This window comes from Burkholderia sp. AU6039, from assembly GCF_002223365.1.
Lineage (GTDB): Bacteria > Pseudomonadota > Gammaproteobacteria > Burkholderiales > Burkholderiaceae > Burkholderia.
On the sequence record NZ_NKFK01000003.1, the window covers coordinates 376,587 to 391,357 of the forward strand.

17 protein-coding genes are annotated in these 14,771 nt (G+C 66.1%); 11 read left to right on the plus strand and 6 right to left on the minus strand.

The genetic code is table 11. The features are described from left to right. Nucleotides 1-36 precede the first annotated feature (36 nt). The 5 genes from CFB39_RS04280 to CFB39_RS04295 all read right to left on the minus strand — a co-directional run bounded on the left by CFB39_RS04280 (nt 37) and on the right by CFB39_RS04295 (nt 4,199). Nucleotides 37-957, minus strand: coding sequence for a hypothetical protein (locus CFB39_RS04280; RefSeq protein WP_144030229.1), 921 nt, complete (start codon nt 955-957; stop codon nt 37-39). After that, a complete protein-coding gene (locus tag CFB39_RS04285) occupies nt 915-1,559 on the minus strand; it encodes a bifunctional 2-polyprenyl-6-hydroxyphenol methylase/3-demethylubiquinol 3-O-methyltransferase UbiG (RefSeq protein ID WP_089424653.1) in 645 nt (214 codons plus the stop codon). The genes CFB39_RS04280 and CFB39_RS04285 overlap by 43 nt, the downstream gene beginning before the upstream one ends. Continuing rightward, entirely contained in the window at nt 1,556-2,590 is a 1,035-nt protein-coding gene (locus CFB39_RS04290; protein WP_089424654.1) for a glycosyltransferase family 2 protein, read from the minus strand. The genes CFB39_RS04285 and CFB39_RS04290 overlap by 4 nt, the downstream gene beginning before the upstream one ends. A gap of 113 nt (nt 2,591-2,703) precedes the next feature. Next, nucleotides 2,704-3,288, minus strand: coding sequence for a hypothetical protein (locus tag CFB39_RS39195; RefSeq protein WP_144030230.1), 585 nt, complete (start codon nt 3,286-3,288; stop codon nt 2,704-2,706). 44 nt (nt 3,289-3,332) lie between these two features. Next, complete coding sequence (locus tag CFB39_RS04295; RefSeq protein WP_089424656.1) at nt 3,333-4,199, minus strand: hydroxymethylpyrimidine/phosphomethylpyrimidine kinase; 867 nt, start codon at nt 4,197-4,199, stop codon at nt 3,333-3,335. Between the two features lie 254 nt (nt 4,200-4,453). Between CFB39_RS04295 and CFB39_RS04300 the strand changes: the two genes are divergently transcribed. The 8 genes from CFB39_RS04300 to CFB39_RS04335 all read left to right on the plus strand — a co-directional run bounded on the left by CFB39_RS04300 (nt 4,454) and on the right by CFB39_RS04335 (nt 11,051). Further along, on the plus strand, nt 4,454-4,624 hold the full coding sequence (locus CFB39_RS04300) for a rubredoxin (protein ID WP_004186709.1): 171 nt from the start codon (nt 4,454-4,456) through the stop codon (nt 4,622-4,624). Nucleotides 4,625-4,728: 104 nt separating this feature from the next. After that, nucleotides 4,729-6,030 (plus strand): hypothetical protein, encoded by a 1,302-nt coding sequence (locus tag CFB39_RS04305; protein WP_089472260.1) that lies wholly within the window; start codon nt 4,729-4,731, stop codon nt 6,028-6,030. Between the two features lie 182 nt (nt 6,031-6,212). After that, nucleotides 6,213-6,791, plus strand: a complete 579-nt coding sequence (locus CFB39_RS04310) for a YqgE/AlgH family protein (RefSeq protein ID WP_011351143.1) — start codon at nt 6,213-6,215, stop codon at nt 6,789-6,791. After that, nucleotides 6,788-7,237, plus strand: coding sequence for a Holliday junction resolvase RuvX (gene ruvX / locus CFB39_RS04315; RefSeq protein ID WP_089472261.1), 450 nt, complete (start codon nt 6,788-6,790; stop codon nt 7,235-7,237). Before CFB39_RS04310 ends, ruvX begins: the two co-directional genes overlap by 4 nt. Continuing rightward, nucleotides 7,224-7,736: a bifunctional pyr operon transcriptional regulator/uracil phosphoribosyltransferase PyrR gene (gene pyrR, locus CFB39_RS04320; RefSeq protein WP_039361132.1), complete on the plus strand. Its 513-nt coding sequence runs from the start codon at nt 7,224-7,226 to the stop codon at nt 7,734-7,736. The genes ruvX and pyrR overlap by 14 nt, the downstream gene beginning before the upstream one ends. 73 nt (nt 7,737-7,809) lie before the next feature. Then, a complete protein-coding gene (locus tag CFB39_RS04325) occupies nt 7,810-8,841 on the plus strand; it encodes an aspartate carbamoyltransferase catalytic subunit (RefSeq protein WP_089472262.1) in 1,032 nt (343 codons plus the stop codon). Nucleotides 8,842-8,893: 52 nt separating this feature from the next. Then, a complete protein-coding gene (locus tag CFB39_RS04330) occupies nt 8,894-10,174 on the plus strand; it encodes a dihydroorotase (protein WP_089472263.1) in 1,281 nt (426 codons plus the stop codon). 19 nt (nt 10,175-10,193) lie between these two features. Further along, nucleotides 10,194-11,051 (plus strand): 1-acyl-sn-glycerol-3-phosphate acyltransferase, encoded by an 858-nt coding sequence (locus tag CFB39_RS04335; RefSeq protein WP_089472264.1) that lies wholly within the window; start codon nt 10,194-10,196, stop codon nt 11,049-11,051. A gap of 32 nt (nt 11,052-11,083) precedes the next feature. Here the strand turns inward: CFB39_RS04335 and CFB39_RS04340 are convergent, their stop codons facing one another. Further along, complete coding sequence (locus CFB39_RS04340; protein ID WP_089472265.1) at nt 11,084-11,923, minus strand: symmetrical bis(5'-nucleosyl)-tetraphosphatase; 840 nt, start codon at nt 11,921-11,923, stop codon at nt 11,084-11,086. A gap of 342 nt (nt 11,924-12,265) precedes the next feature. On the opposite strand from CFB39_RS04340, the gene rfbB reads away from it, so the two are divergent. From rfbB to rfbC, 3 genes are read left to right on the plus strand one after another with little or no spacing between them, the layout of a single operon-like run. After that, on the plus strand, nt 12,266-13,327 hold the full coding sequence (rfbB, locus tag CFB39_RS04345; protein WP_089424662.1) for a dTDP-glucose 4,6-dehydratase: 1,062 nt from the start codon (nt 12,266-12,268) through the stop codon (nt 13,325-13,327). Nucleotides 13,328-13,338: 11 nt separating this feature from the next. Next, on the plus strand, nt 13,339-14,232 hold the full coding sequence (gene rfbA / locus CFB39_RS04350; protein ID WP_089424663.1) for a glucose-1-phosphate thymidylyltransferase RfbA: 894 nt from the start codon (nt 13,339-13,341) through the stop codon (nt 14,230-14,232). Further along, the gene (gene rfbC, locus CFB39_RS04355) at nt 14,217-14,768 is read left to right on the plus strand and encodes a dTDP-4-dehydrorhamnose 3,5-epimerase (RefSeq protein ID WP_089472266.1); all 552 of its coding nucleotides are present in this window, start codon (nt 14,217-14,219) and stop codon (nt 14,766-14,768) included. Before rfbA ends, rfbC begins: the two co-directional genes overlap by 16 nt. Nucleotides 14,769-14,771 lie beyond the last annotated feature (3 nt).

Genomic DNA, 14,771 nt, shown 5'->3' on the forward strand with positions numbered 1-14,771 from the left:
GGACGCTGGCTTGTTGGAGTGGTACGCATATCCGGGTCAGTGCGGGGGCCTGGGCGCCAGGGCGGCGCCGACAAAGAACATCAAGTCGCCGGCTACCGTCACCAAGCGGCCGAGGACGATAGCGGTGATGAGGTCCGCTTGTCCGACGACACCATGCATCAGCCAGTACAGGACGGCTTCGCGAACGCCCACGCCCGCGGGTGCGCCGGGCGTGACAAGCCCGGCGAGCCAGGCAATGACGTAGGCACCGCATACGGGCAACCAGAATGCGGCACCGTGCGTGTCGATCTTCGCGTGCTGCATCGTGATCGCCAGCAGGGCGCTGAAGATCAGCCCGGACACGAGCAGAAACACTGCATACAGCGATACCGCCCGGGCAACGCAAAGGGACCAGCGGGCACGGATGCCCGACACGGCAATGGCAAGCACGCCCGCGAACGCAGCGATGGCGGTTGCCGTACCGATCGCCGTCCATTTGAGCGGTGCCGCCATCAGTGCAAACGGAAGGGCGGTCGACGCGATGACCGCGAGTTCCCATCCGATCGATTTGGCAACGGGCCATGCAGGCAGGCCTGCAGCGACGCAGATCGCTTGTCGGCCAGCGAGATGGAAAATGTTGCCCGGCGTATATTTGGCAAGCTGCGAGACGCCGTACGTCCTGATCGCCCAGAGGCGCGACGGCGTGACCCCTTGGTGGGTGAGCAACTGCCGCCAGGCGAGTGCAAGCAGCAGGCCGCAAGCCCCGTAACCGGCACTGAGTGTCGCTACGGCCCCCCAGGTAACGGCCGAGAAAGTGTCGAGCGAAAGCTGGCGGCTGTACTCGACAAGCTTCGTTCCGACGAAGATCGTGCCGAGTGCGCCCAGCGCGCTACCGGCGAGGTGTATCCGGCGCCGTTGCTGCTTACCTAACTTCACTACCGTGCGGCGCTGTGAGGGCGGCAAAGCAACATCGTCCACGGCAACGGGGTGCGCACGCACAAGATGTCGAAGCGCGTGGAAACGAATTCGATGAATGCCCGTTTCGACCAGCGCTGTATGTGGCCGGGCGTGTTCCCGAGTGCGGAGATATATTTGCCTCGCGCGAGATTCATCGCGCTCCAGACCGGTTCGCGTGGAACGCTGAAAATCACGTGGCGAGCGCCGAGCGTCGCGATGTTGCGCAGCGCGACTTCCGGCTGCTCGAGATGTTCCAGGACTTCGCAACAGACGACGAGATCCGCTTGTATGTCCTGAGCACCGACCCGATAGACGTCCTGACGGGAGAAATGCGCCGGGTCGACGCACTGCGTCACGGCGTTCTCCTGTGCCAGCTCGATCACGCGAGCAGAAAAATCGCTTCCCGTGGCCTGAAGGCCCTGTTGTCGCCACCGCAGGACCCAGTAGCCCTCGCCACAGCCGATTTCATGGATCGACGACGGTGCTGCCTGCGTCACGAAATCGGTCAACGCGTCGTCGAATCCTCGCATGAGGCGCCGCACGATCGGATTCGTCGAGCCGTACTTGTCGTAGTTGTTGCCAACGACGATGCCCTGTTCGGCCATGCCGCCCGACATCTTCATCGAACGACCCCGAAGGCGCGCGTGGTTTCCTTCTCGACTGTGGCGACCTGGCTGCGGTCCGCTTGTGTCTGTTTGGCCGGGACAGCAGGATCCCGGTCCGTTTGCATCTGCTTGACCGCGAACCGTACGTCCTCGAGCAGCTTGCGGTTGGTGGACAGGAGGTCTGCAACGATGGCGATCAACAGCGTCTGGAATCCGGCGCCGACGAGGATCGATGCAAGGATGAGGGACTGGACGTGCCCGGTGCCGTTGCCGGTCGCCCAGAAGTAGACGAAGCGCAGTCCGGTCAGTACACCCGTGCCGAACAGGATCGCGCCGAGCGTGCCGAAAAACGCGGCGGGCCGATAGATGACGAAGATCCTGAAGATCGTCTGGGCCGATTGCATCACGTACGAGCGGATGCTTTTGACCAGGCGCGACGGCCGCAGGAACCCGTTGACGCGGATCGGCACCGAGACGATCGACATGTTGCGCTGGCCTGCCTGGATGATCGTCTCCAGGGTGTAGGTGTAATCGCTGAATACTGTCAGGCGTTGGGCGGCATGGCGGCTGTAGGCGCGGAAACCACTCGTCGTATCGGGAATCTCGGTGCGGCTGACTGCACGAACTACCCAGCTACCGATTTTCTGCAGCGATTTCTTGATCGGCGAGAAATGATCGATTTCGTCGATCGGCCGTGACCCGACGACGATATCGGCTTCACCCGCATAAATAGGCCGAATGAGCGCTGGAATATCGGCTGCATTGTATTGGTTGTCGGCGTCGGTATTGACGATGACATCGGCGCCGCGTTTCAGGCAGGCTTCGAGTCCGGTCGTGAACGCGCGCGCCAGGCCCTGGTTGCGTGGATGTCGGACAATGTGGTCGACACCGGCGGCGCGCGCTACATCGACTGTCGAGTCGGTGCTACCGTCGTCGACGATCAACCATTCGACCCTATCAAAACCCGGCACTCGGCGCGGCAGTGCCGCCAGCGCAATCGGCAACGTGGCGGCCTCGTTGAAGCAGGGGATTTGAATAATTAATTTCATCGCCTGTGAGAGATAAATTCGCCCCCACGCCGCCGGATTTCAAATCTTGAAAAAAACGATATCGTGTTTGGCGAACGTCGATGAAATATAAATCAAAATGAAATGGCAAAAAATTACGACAAATTACTTTCCATGATCGATCGTGGGCGGCTAAACGCCGTGCCGACGGGATCGGAAGCACGCTGGTTCTTCGCGGTATTGTCAGTGCCGACGGGCGGATCGACCCGTTGGTCGATGTGGCGGTGCATACGGTATGTCTTTTCTATCGTAATCAAATGTTTCAAAAACTGCGGCCGAGCGGCGGGCGTCGCGTAGTCGGCAGCGCCGGGCAGAGAGGGAAGGAGGCAGGTGACACGTTGGATGCTGCGCTGCACCTGATGACGAAGGGCGTCGCGGATTGGAGGGGCGTTGATGCGAGCGCGCAGGCGCGGCCGGCGGATCTTCCGGTGTCGGAGCAGGGGCGCCGACGCACGAAGATCCGGCCGTTGGCTCAGTGTCGGGCAATTCTTGGCGCGCTTTTGCTGCTTTCCGTCGTCGGACGCAGCCGTTGCTGAACTGCCGAAGGAAGAGGCATCGATGCCGGGCGCATGGACATGGGCGTCGGTCGATGGTGTCTGGAGCGCACAGCGACGCGGGTCTTTTTTATGTGCGCGCGGATTTTGGCGTGTCAGCGGGGTGGCTGGAGAGGTTGCGCCCAAGCCGGCACAGCAGGTGCGACGGCGGGGTGCCCCGCCGGTCCGCCTCAATGCCGGTGCGACGTCCTCGGCACCGGATCGGCCTTCACGGCCGGCGGCGTGTCCGAGTCCTCGTTGCTGCGCGCCCAGAAGAACCGGTCGGGCAGGTACGCGCCCATGCCGGGCCGGAACGCGTCACGCACGGCCTGGTACAGGTATTCCTGCGCTTCGCGAACCGCTTCGGGCGGCTCCTGGCCGTTCGCAAGCAACGCCGCGATGGCCGCGCCCAGCGTGTCGGTGATGCCCATCAGCCGGTGCGGCGAGCGATCCCACATGTCCTCGCGTAGCTGGCCTTCCTCGCCGTACAGCGTGTTGACGAGCCGGTGCGAGCCCGTCTCGGACGACAGGATGTACTCGCAGCCCTGCGACAGCAGGTGCGAGACGGCCGCGTCGAGATTCGGCGCCTCGGCGTCGCCGTCCGGCTGCGCGAGCGCGATCAGCGTCGCGTAGTCGGCGACCAGCAGCGTGGTTTGAGGCGCCAGCAGGTCGGCGATCGATTCGCGCAGGTCGTCGGCTGCGAGCACGTGCTCGTCGTCGAGCGTGAAGTCGGGCGCGAGCACGAGCGGCACGCCGTCGTAGTCGGCGACGACCTCGGCGATCGCGCTCACGACCTCCGCGCGCGTCGCCGCGCCGATCTTGAACGCCGCTACCGGCATGTCTTCGAGCAGCATGCGCGCCTGGGCGGCGACCACATCGGGATCGAGGCCGGTCACTTCGTCGCAGGCGGCCGAGTCGCGCACGGTGTAGCCCGTCAGGACGGACACGCCGTGACAGCCCATGCTCGCCAGGGTCAACAGATCGGCTTGAATGCCAGAGCCGCCGGTGGGGTCGGACAGGCCAAAGGTGAGGACGATCGGAGGGGCGTTGCTGGACATGTAAAAATGGGGCAAGAGAAAAACGGGAAAGCGACGGGCATGCGGACGGCGAGGCGAAATGGGCGTTTTCGGCCCTGTGTTGCCCGGCAGGCCGCACTTTTCAGCCATTATGCGGCGGAATCCGGCCCGCACGACGGATTTTTTAGGGCAGCGCAACGTAGTCGCGTTACTCCAGCGCGATTGCTAGGCAGTCCGGCCCCGACACGGTACCATCATGGCTCCCGAATTTACCGACTTTCCCGACGCGGCTTAAGATGGAATACAAGAGCTGGATGTGCCTGATTTGTGGCTGGATTTACGACGAAGAAGCCGGGCTGCCGGAAGAGGGCATTGCCCCGGGCACGCGCTGGGAAGACGTCCCGATCAACTGGACGTGTCCTGAATGCGGCGCCCGCAAGGAAGACTTCGAGATGGTCCAGATCTGACCGGACCCTTGGCCCACGGACACACCGCTCAGGCCTCGCATCGACCCGGCGCTCATGCGTCGAGGCTCGCGCGAGCGACTTGACGATGACAGGCGCGCGTGTCCATGAGGCCAGAACCGGCGAACGTTCCCCACCCTGACGCACTGCCCAACCCGCGCGGCGGGGCCGTGCGCGCGGCCGACGCATGGCTTGCGGCGGCCGCCGACGCTTTCGAGCATCGCGACGACGCAGCTGCACCGCTGTCCGCAGCGGCGGCCGTGCTGGCGGAAGCCGGCTGGCTGCCGGCCGCGCGTTTCGCGGGGCAACTGTCGGCCGCCGTGCCGCTCGTCGCCGCCGAGCCGACCTCGGCCGGCTGGCGTGCCGCACTGCGCGATTTCCGCGCGGCCGTCGCACGCCACAACCTGCGCGAGCTCGCCTGCTCGCCGGTTCTCTTCGAACATTTCCGTGCCTTGCGTGCGCAAAGCGCCGCCGACCTGCGCGCGCAGGCGCCGCTCGACGCGCTCGCGCTCGTCGGCCGCGCGGTGCCGCCGGCCACACTGCGCGCGCTGCCCGACGCGTTCGCGACCCGGATTCGTGCCCGCTACGAACAGGCGTTGCTTGGTGTGCTGCGCGCGGAACGCGGCGCGCCCGACGCGGCACTCGACGAACTCGACGCGATGCTGGCCGCGCTCGCCAGCGACGATCCATACGATTTCTGGCGGCTTGCGGCCGCATGCGTGCGCGCATTGCGCGCCAGCGGCGCGCCCGAGCTGAAGCGCTTTCTCGCGCGCACGAACCTGCTGCTCGGCGAGCACGCGCAGGGTCGGCGCAGTGCGCCGCCCGAACTCGTGCGCGAGACGGTGGCGCTGCTGTGGCGCGATTTCGCGCTGTTCGGCGCCGCGGCCGAGGATGTCGCGCTCGTCGACGTGCTGCACGACTACGGATTGACGGTCGACTGGCACGTCGCCGGTACGCCCGCGTCGGAAGCGCTGTGGGAGGCCGACGCCGCCCGGGCCGAACGCGACGCGGTTGCCGCCGCGCCGACTCGCGCACTCGGCGTCGTGACGGTCAATGCGCATGCCTATGAGGATTTCCTGCAGACGGCCGATGCGTCGATGGTCGACCTCGCGGCCGATCCGGCGAAAGCCGACGCGGGTGCCGCATGGCATGCGTCCGGCGCCGCTTACCGGGTCGGCACGGCCGCGTGCGCGCTCGGGCTCGGCCACGCGGCGCTCCTGGCCGACACGCTCGGCCTCGCGTGGCGGCGTGCGGCGCACGGCGTGCCGCTCGCCGACGGCGGCCTCGATGCGCACGGCCGCGCGTCCGACATGCTGCGCGCGGCGCTGCTGAAGATTGCAGCCGGCGTTGCGCCGCCGGACCTCACGGCGGCGTCCGGCGCGCTCGGTGCGGCGCTCGGCCGGGCCTGACGAAGAAGGGGACGAACACGCGCCGGCGGCCCTTGCCGTGCGGGCCCGCAACACGCTGCCGACAGCGCCCGCGCGCGTGTTAGAGTGCCGTGTGATCCGTGCGCGCCGTTGCCAGCGCGGTGCGGCGTTGCTTGTTGATCGCGGCCCGGTCAGGCCGCGGCGTCTTTGCTAAAATTCAAACCATGTCAAAGCCTTCCGATCGCATCAATCTCACCAACCAGTTCCTGATCGCCATGCCGAACATGGCCGATCCGACGTTCTCGGGAACGGTGGTCTATCTTTGCGATCACAGCGAGCGCGGTGCGCTCGGCCTCGTCATCAATCGTCCTACCGACATCGACCTCGAATCGCTGTTCAACCGCATCGACCTGAAGCTCGACATCGAGCCGCTGCTGCACATCCCGGTCTACTTCGGCGGCCCGGTCCAGACCGAGCGCGGTTTCGTGCTGCACGAGCCGGTGGAGGGCGCGAGCTACAACTCGTCGATGTCCGTCGAGGGCGGGCTGGAGATGACCACGTCGAAGGACGTGCTCGAGGCGGTCGCGACGGGCACCGGCCCGAAACGCTTCCTGCTGACGCTCGGCCATGCGGGCTGGGGGGCAGGGCAGCTCGAGGAAGAAATTTCCCGCAACGGCTGGCTGACCGTGGCCGCCGATCCGCGCATCGTGTTCGACACGCCGGCCGAAGAGCGCTTCGAAGCCGCACTCGGCCTGCTCGGCGTCAGCTCGTCGATGCTGTCCGGCGAAGCAGGGCACGCATGAGTGGCGCGAGCGCGCGCGATGCGACGCTCCTCGCGTTCGACTACGGCGAAAAACGTATCGGCGTCGCGGTCGGCAATGCGCTGACGCGCTCGGCCCGTGCGCTCGTCGTGATCCAGAACCTGAACCGCGAACACCGCTTCAAGGCGGTCGGCGACCTGCTGGCCGAATGGCGGCCGGACGCGCTCGTCGTCGGCCTGCCGATGCATCCGGACGGCACGCCGCACGACATGACGCAGCAGGCGAAGCGCTTCGGCAACCAGCTGAACGGCCGCTTCGGGCTGCCCGTCACGTGGGTCGACGAGCGCTATTCGTCGGTCGAGGCCGAGGCCGGGCTGCGCGAGCGCAACGTGCGCGGCCGCGCACGGACCGAGATGCTCGATGCCGAGGCCGCGCGCGTCATCCTTCAACAGTATCTCGATCAATTGTCCGACCATGAGCACCATTGACGCCGAGGCGCTTTACCGCGTCCTGCTCGACCAGATCCGCGCCGCGTACGGCACGGCTTTCGCCGAACCGGGCGGCCCGCGGCTCGCCGGCATTCACAGCGGCGGCGCATGGCTTGCCGAGCGCCTCGCGCGCGATCTCGGTGCGCCGGCGTTCGGCGTCGTGAACGTCGCGCTGCACCGCGACGATTACGCGAAGAAGGGGCTGCACAGCCAGGCCAGCCCGACGTCGCTGCCGTTCGAAATCGACGGCGCGCGCATCGTGCTCGTCGACGACGTGCTGTTTACCGGGCGCACCGTGCGCGCGGCACTCAACGAGCTGTTCGACTACGGCCGTCCGGCCGCGGTCGAGCTCGCGGTGCTCGCCGATCGCGGCGGCCGCGAGCTGCCGGTCGCCGCGCGCTTCGCGGGCGGCGCGCTCGACGTGCCGGCCGGCGCGACACTCGTGCTCGCACGCGACGATGCGCAGTTCACGCTGCGCGTCGAGGCGCACGGCGCCTGAACGACACGCGAACCGTATCCCGGGCCGCTGGTTTGCACCGCGGCCCGTTTGCATAGTTGGAATCACGCACACCATGACCACCGACATCACTGGCCGCACCGGCAATCCCGCTGCGGCCGCGAGCCCCGACCGGTTCCGCTACGGCTTCCTGAAGGGCAACCCGCAGCTCACGAAAAACGGCGAGCTGAAGCACCTGCTGTCGATCGAGGGCCTGCCGCGCTCGATCGTCAACCACATCCTCGATACGGCCGAGCAGTTCGTCAGCGTGACGGACCGTGAAGTGAAGAAGGTGCCGCTGCTGCGCGGCAAGTCCGTGTTCAACCTGTTCTTCGAGAACTCGACGCGCACGCGCACGACCTTCGAGATCGCCGCGACGCGCCTGTCGGCCGACGTGCTGAACCTGAACATCAATGCGTCGTCGACGAGCAAGGGCGAATCGCTGCTCGACACGATCAACAACCTGTCGGCGATGCATGCCGACCTGTTCGTCGTGCGTCACGCGTCGAGCGGCGCGCCGTACCTGATCGCCGAGCACTGCGCACCGCACGTGCACGTGATCAACGCCGGCGACGGCCGCCATGCGCACCCGACGCAGGGCCTGCTCGACATGTACACGATCCGTCACTACAAGCGCGACTTCAAGAAGCTGCGCGTGGCGATCGTCGGCGACATCCTGCATTCGCGCGTCGCGCGCTCCGACATCCACGCGCTCACCACGCTCGGCGTGCCGGAAGTGCGCGCGATCGGCCCGCGCACGCTGCTGCCGGGCGGGCTCGAACAGATGGGCGTGAAGGTGTTCCACAACCTCGACGAAGGGCTGAAGGGCGTCGACGTGATCATCATGCTGCGCCTGCAGAACGAGCGGATGAGCGGCGCGCTGCTGCCGTCCGCGCAGGAATACTTCAAGACGTGGGGCCTGACGCCCGAGCGCCTCGCGCTCGCCGCGCCCGACGCGATCGTGATGCACCCCGGCCCGATGAACCGCGGCGTCGAGATCGATTCGCAGGTCGCCGATGGCCCGCAGTCGGTGATCCTCAACCAGGTCACGTTCGGCATCGCCGTGCGTATGGCGGTGATGGGCATCGTCGCCGGCAACAGCGACTGAGCCCGCTTTCGCGCCTCCTTATTCACGCAATCAACGCATTCACAGACAGCGCATGAAGATTCATATCAAAGGCGGCACGCTGATCGACCCGGTCGCCGGCACCGAGCAGCAGGCCGACGTATTCGTCGCGGACGGCAAGATCGCCGCGCTCGGCACGGCGGCGCCGGCCGGTTTTAACGCGGACAACACGATCGACGCGGCGGGCATGATCGTCGCGCCCGGCCTCGTCGACCTGTGTGCGCGGCTGCGCGAGCCCGGCTACGAGCACAAGGCGACGCTCGCGTCCGAGATGGCCGCGGCCGTCGCGGGTGGTGTCACGACCCTCGTGTGCCCGCCGGATACCGACCCCGTGCTCGACGAGCCGGGCCTCGTCGAGATGCTCAAGTTCCGCGCGCGCAACCTGCACCAGGCGAACGTGCATCCGCTCGGCGCGCTGACGGTCGGCCTCAAGGGTGAGGTGATCACCGAGATGGTCGCGCTGACCGAGTCCGGCTGTGTCGGGTTCACGCACGCCAACGTGCCGGTGCGCGACACGCAGGTGCTGCTGCGTGCGCTGCAGTACGCGAGCACCTACGGCTACACCACATGGCTGCGCCCGCAAGACGCCTTCATCGGTCGCGGCGGTGTCGCCGCGAGCGGTGCGCTGGCGTCGCGGCTCGGGCTGTCCGGCGTGCCGGTCGCGGCCGAGACGATCGCGCTGCACACGATCTTCGAACTGATGCGCGTGACGGGCGCACGCGTGCACCTCGCGCGGCTGTCGTCGGCGGCCGGCCTCGCGCTCGTGCGCGAGGCGAAGGCCGAGGGGCTGCCCGTGACCTGCGACGTCGGCGTGAACCACCTGCACCTGATCGACGTCGACATCGGCTACTTCGATTCGCAGTTCCGGCTCGATCCGCCGCTGCGCAGCGAGCGCGATCGCGAAGCGATTCGCGCGGCGCTCGCCGACGGCACGATCGATGCGATCTGCTCCGACCATACGCCGGTCGACGACGACGAGAAGCTGTTGCCGTTCGGCGAAGCGACGCCGGGCGCGACCGGGCTCGAGCTGCTGCTGTCGCTGACGCTGAAGTGGGCCGACGAGACGCGTACGCCGCTCGCGCAGGCGTTGCGCCGCATCACGTCCGCACCGGCCGACGTGCTGAAGCTGCCGGCCGGCCGCCTCACCGAAGGCGGCGCGGCCGACCTGTGCGTGTTCGACCCGCGCGCCCATTGGCGCGTCGAGCCGCGGGCGCTGAAGAGCCAGGGCCACAACTCGCCGTTCCTCGGCTACGAACTGCCGGCCACCGTGCGCGCGACGCTCGTGGCCGGGCAGGTCGCGTTCGAGCGCCACTGAACCACGCCGGACTATCGCCATGATTGCCATTCGCAAGCTGCGTCTCGTCTTTCACCTGTTGCGCGGCATGGCGATCGTCGCGCTGCGTTTTTCGCACGTCACGCCCGCGCGCCGCGCCGAGCTGATACGCCGCTGGTCGCTCAAGCTGCTGCGGATCTGCGGGATGCGCCTCGTCGTCCATAACGACAGCGCACGGCTCGACGCGAGCGCGCTCGTGGTCGGCAATCACGTGTCGTGGCTCGACATCTACACGGTCAACGCGTGGCGGCCGACGCCGTTCGTGTCGAAGGCCGAGGTGCGGCAGTGGCCGGTGGTCGGCTGGCTCGCCGAGAAGCTCGACACCGTGTTCCTGCAGCGCGAGAAGCGTACCGAGGCGATGCGTGTCATGCACGAGATGGCCGAGCGCCTGCGCAACGGCGGGCTGATGTGCGTGTTTCCGGAAGGGACGACGACCGACGGGCAGGAACTGCTGCCATTCCACGCGAACCTGTTCCAGGCCGCGGTATCGGCCGGCTGCGCGGTGCAGCCGATCTGCCTGATGTACGAGGACGCGCACGGGCGGCAGTCGGTCGCGCCGGCCTACACAGGCGAGCTGGCGCTGGGCACGTCGCTCGACATGGTGTTGCGCGGCGGCCCGCTCGTCGCGCACCTTTACGTGTGTGAACCGATCGCGCCGGGCGGCGACCGACGGGCGACGTCCGCGGCGGCGCGCGATGCGATCGGGGCTGCGCTCGTGAAGCTGCAGGCGAACGTCGGCAAACCGACGGCCGAGTCGCTCGCGGAATTGGCCAAACATGCCTATCCTGCGACCGAGGTTGGCGCCGGCGCGGCAGGGCATGAGGCGGCCGACGCACCGGTGCCGGGGCGCGAGGGTTGACTCGCTTCCCGGTCCCGCGAATCAGTCCGTAATCACTCTCCGCCCGGCGCGCGGCACGCTTCGCACTGCACCTGCGTGACCGTGCGCTGCGCCGGATCGGCCGTCAGCCGCACGGCCGACAGCTGGTTACCCCATACACACCCCGAATCGAGCGCGACGACGTTCTCGCGCACCATCAGGCCGAGTGCGGCCCAGTGGCCGAACACGACCGTCACGTCCTCCGTGCGGCGCCCCGGTACGTCGAACCACGGCAGGTAGCCGGGCGGCGCGCTGTCGGGACCGCCGTTCGCCTTGAATTCCATCGCACCGTCGGGCGTGCAGAAGCGCACGCGCGTGAACGCGTTGAACGCGACGCGCATCCGGTCGCGTTTTTTCAGGTTCGGACTCCATTGGTTCGGCTCGTTGCCGTACAGCTTCTGCAGCGTGTCGCGCCAGTCGGGCGCGCGCAGCGCGCGCTGGAGCTCGTCGGCGAGCTCGAGCACGAGCGTGTCATCCCACTGCGGCAGCACGCCTGCGTGCACGAGCAGCATCCCGTTCTCCGCATGCACGAACGGGCGATGGCGGACCCAGTCGAGCAGCGCGTCGGCGTCGGGCGCGTCGAGGATCTCGCCGATGGTGTCTCCCGGGCGCTCGGTGCGCAGGCCGGCGGAGACCGCGAGCAGGTGCAGGTCGTGATTGCCGAGCACGACGGTCGCGCGCGGGCCGAGGTCGACGAGTGCGCGCAGCGAGGCGAGGGAGTCCGGGCCGCGGTTGACGACGTCGCCGGCGATCCACAGCGGCGTGTCGGCGGGGGCTGAAAGCTTTTCGAGCAAAGACTGGAAAGCGGAATGACAGCCTTGGATGTCGCCGATGGCGATGGGGGTGTGGGTCATGAGAGGCAAGTTGTTACAAATCTTGGCGCGAGACGGAAAAAGGGATGGTTGCCGGAATGTGGCCCGGGCGTGTTTGTGGGATTTTAACGTATTGATTTGAATGGAAAATCTTAAGATTTTGCGGGTCTGGCACACTGTATCAAGTTGTTAGCGACGTGGCCTTTGGGCCGTGTCGCTTCTTATAATCGACCGCTTCGCAACAAAATTAGCATTTCATGACTTTGACGGTTACGGTCAGCAGTTAGAATGCCCGCCTTAGGGGCGCGCACGGTGACGTTGCCGCGTTCAGAATTCGTGGCGGCTCGGGCTTGAGGCCCGCCATGTATGACTAGAGGGGGCCTCATGATCCTGGTGACGGGCGGCGCGGGTTTTATCGGTGCCAATTTCGTAATCGACTGGCTGCGTCAATCCGACGAGGCCGTACTCAATGTCGATAAACTGACCTACGCAGGCAACCTTCGTACGCTTCAATCGCTGAACGGAAGCTCGAAGCACGTATTTGCCCGCGTCGACATTTGCGACCGTGCGGCGCTCGACGCGCTGCTTGCCGCGCATCGGCCGCGCGCGATTCTGCATTTCGCGGCGGAAAGCCATGTCGATCGATCCATTCATGGTCCGGCCGAGTTCGTTCAGACCAACGTGGTCGGTACGTTTACACTGCTCGAGGCCGCGCGTCACTACTGGAGCGCGTTGCCCGATGCGGAACGAGCAGCCTTCCGTTTCCTGCACGTGTCGACCGACGAAGTGTTCGGTTCGCTGTCCGCCACCGACCCGCAGTTCTCCGAAACGACACCCTATGCGCCCAACAGCCCGTACTCGGCGACGAAAGCGGGCTCCGATCACCTGGTGCGTGCCTATCATCATACGTACGGCCTGCCGACGCTCACGACGAATTGCTCGAACAACTATGGTCCGTATCAGTTCCCCGAAAAGCTCATTCCGCTGATGATCGCGAATGCACTCGCCGGGAAGCCGTTGCCCGTCTACGGCGATGGCCAGAACGTGCGCGACTGGTTGTACGTCGGCGATCACTGCAGCGCGATTCGCGAAGTGCTCGCGCGCGGCACGCCCGGCGAGACCTACAACGTCGGCGGCTGGAACGAAATGACGAACCTCGACGTCGTGCATACGCTGTGTGATCTGCTCGACAACGCGCGGCCCATGGCGCAAGGCTCATATCGCGACCAGATCACGTACGTGAAGGATCGTCCGGGGCACGATCGCCGTTATGCGATCGACGCGCGCAAGCTGGAGCGTGAGCTGGGCTGGAAGCCGGCCGAGACGTTCGCGACCGGCCTCGCGAAGACCGTCGCCTGGTATCTCGAAAACCAGGCGTGGTCTGACGAGGTGGCTTCGGGCGAATACCGCAAGTGGGTCGAGACCAACTACGCAGAGCGCGTTTGACAGGAGTGGCGATGGCACGCAAGGGCATCATTCTCGCCGGCGGTTCAGGCACACGGCTGTATCCGATTACACACGCGGTATCGAAGCAGTTGCTGCCGGTGTACGACAAGCCGATGATCTACTACCCGCTGTCGACGCTGATGATCGCGGGCATTCGGGACGTGCTGATCATCTCGACACCGCAGGACACGCCGCGCTTCGAGTCGATGCTCGGTGATGGCAGCCAGTGGGGGATGAATATCGCGTATGCGACGCAGCCGTCGCCGGACGGACTTGCGCAGGCGTTCGTCATCGGCCGGACCTTTGTCGGCAACGATCCTTCGGCGCTCATTCTCGGCGACAACATTTTCTACGGGCACGATCTCGCGAAGCAGCTCGAGCGCGCGAACGAGCGCGATGCAGGCGCGACCGTGTTCGCCTATCACGTGCACGACCCCGAGCGTTACGGCGTGGTGGAGTTCGATCGGAACTTCCGCGCGCTGTCGATCGAGGAGAAGCCCGCGCAGCCGCGTTCGCAGTATGCGGTTACCGGGCTGTACTTCTATGACAACCGCGTGTGCGACATCGCGGCAGACATCAAGCCGTCGGCGCGCGGCGAACTGGAAATCACCGACGTCAATTCACGGTATCTCGCGGACGGTGCATTGAATGTCGAGATCATGGGGCGCGGCTATGCGTGGCTCGATACAGGCACGCACGATTCGCTGATCGAGGCGGCGACGTTCATCGCGACGCTGCAGAAGCGTCAAGGGCTCGTGGTCGCGTGTCCCGAGGAGATCGCGTACCGCCGCAACTGGATCGACGCGGAGCAGGTGCTGAAGCTGGCACAGCCGCTCGCGAAGAACGCCTACGGACAGTATCTCCGGAACCTACTCACCCACCAGGTCGCATGGCAATCCACGTAACGGCAACGGCACTGCCCGAAGTCAAGCTCATCGAGCCGAAGGTCTTCGGCGACACGCGCGGTTATTTCTACGAAAGCTTCAACGGGCGCGAGTTCGCGCAAGGCGTCGGGGCCGACGTCGAATTCGTCCAGGACAACCATTCGCGATCGACGAAGGGCGTGCTGCGCGGGCTGCATTACCAGATCGAACATGCGCAGGGCAAGCTCGTGCGCGTGATCGAAGGCGAGGTATTCGATGTGGCGGTGGACATTCGCCGCAGCTCGCCGAATTTCGGGAAGTGGGTCGGCATGGTTCTGTCGGCGAACAACCATCGTCAGCTTTGGGTGCCGCCCGGTTTCGCGCACGGTTTCGTCGTGTTGTCGGCGGCCGCGCAATTCCTTTACAAGACCACCGATTACTGGTTTCCCGAGCACGAGCGCAGCATCATCTGGAACGACCCGGAGATTGGAATCGCGTGGCCGATCGACGGCGAGCCGGTCCTGGCATCGAAGGACGCGGCCGGCAAGCGTTTGAGCGAATCCGACGTCTATGCGTAAAGG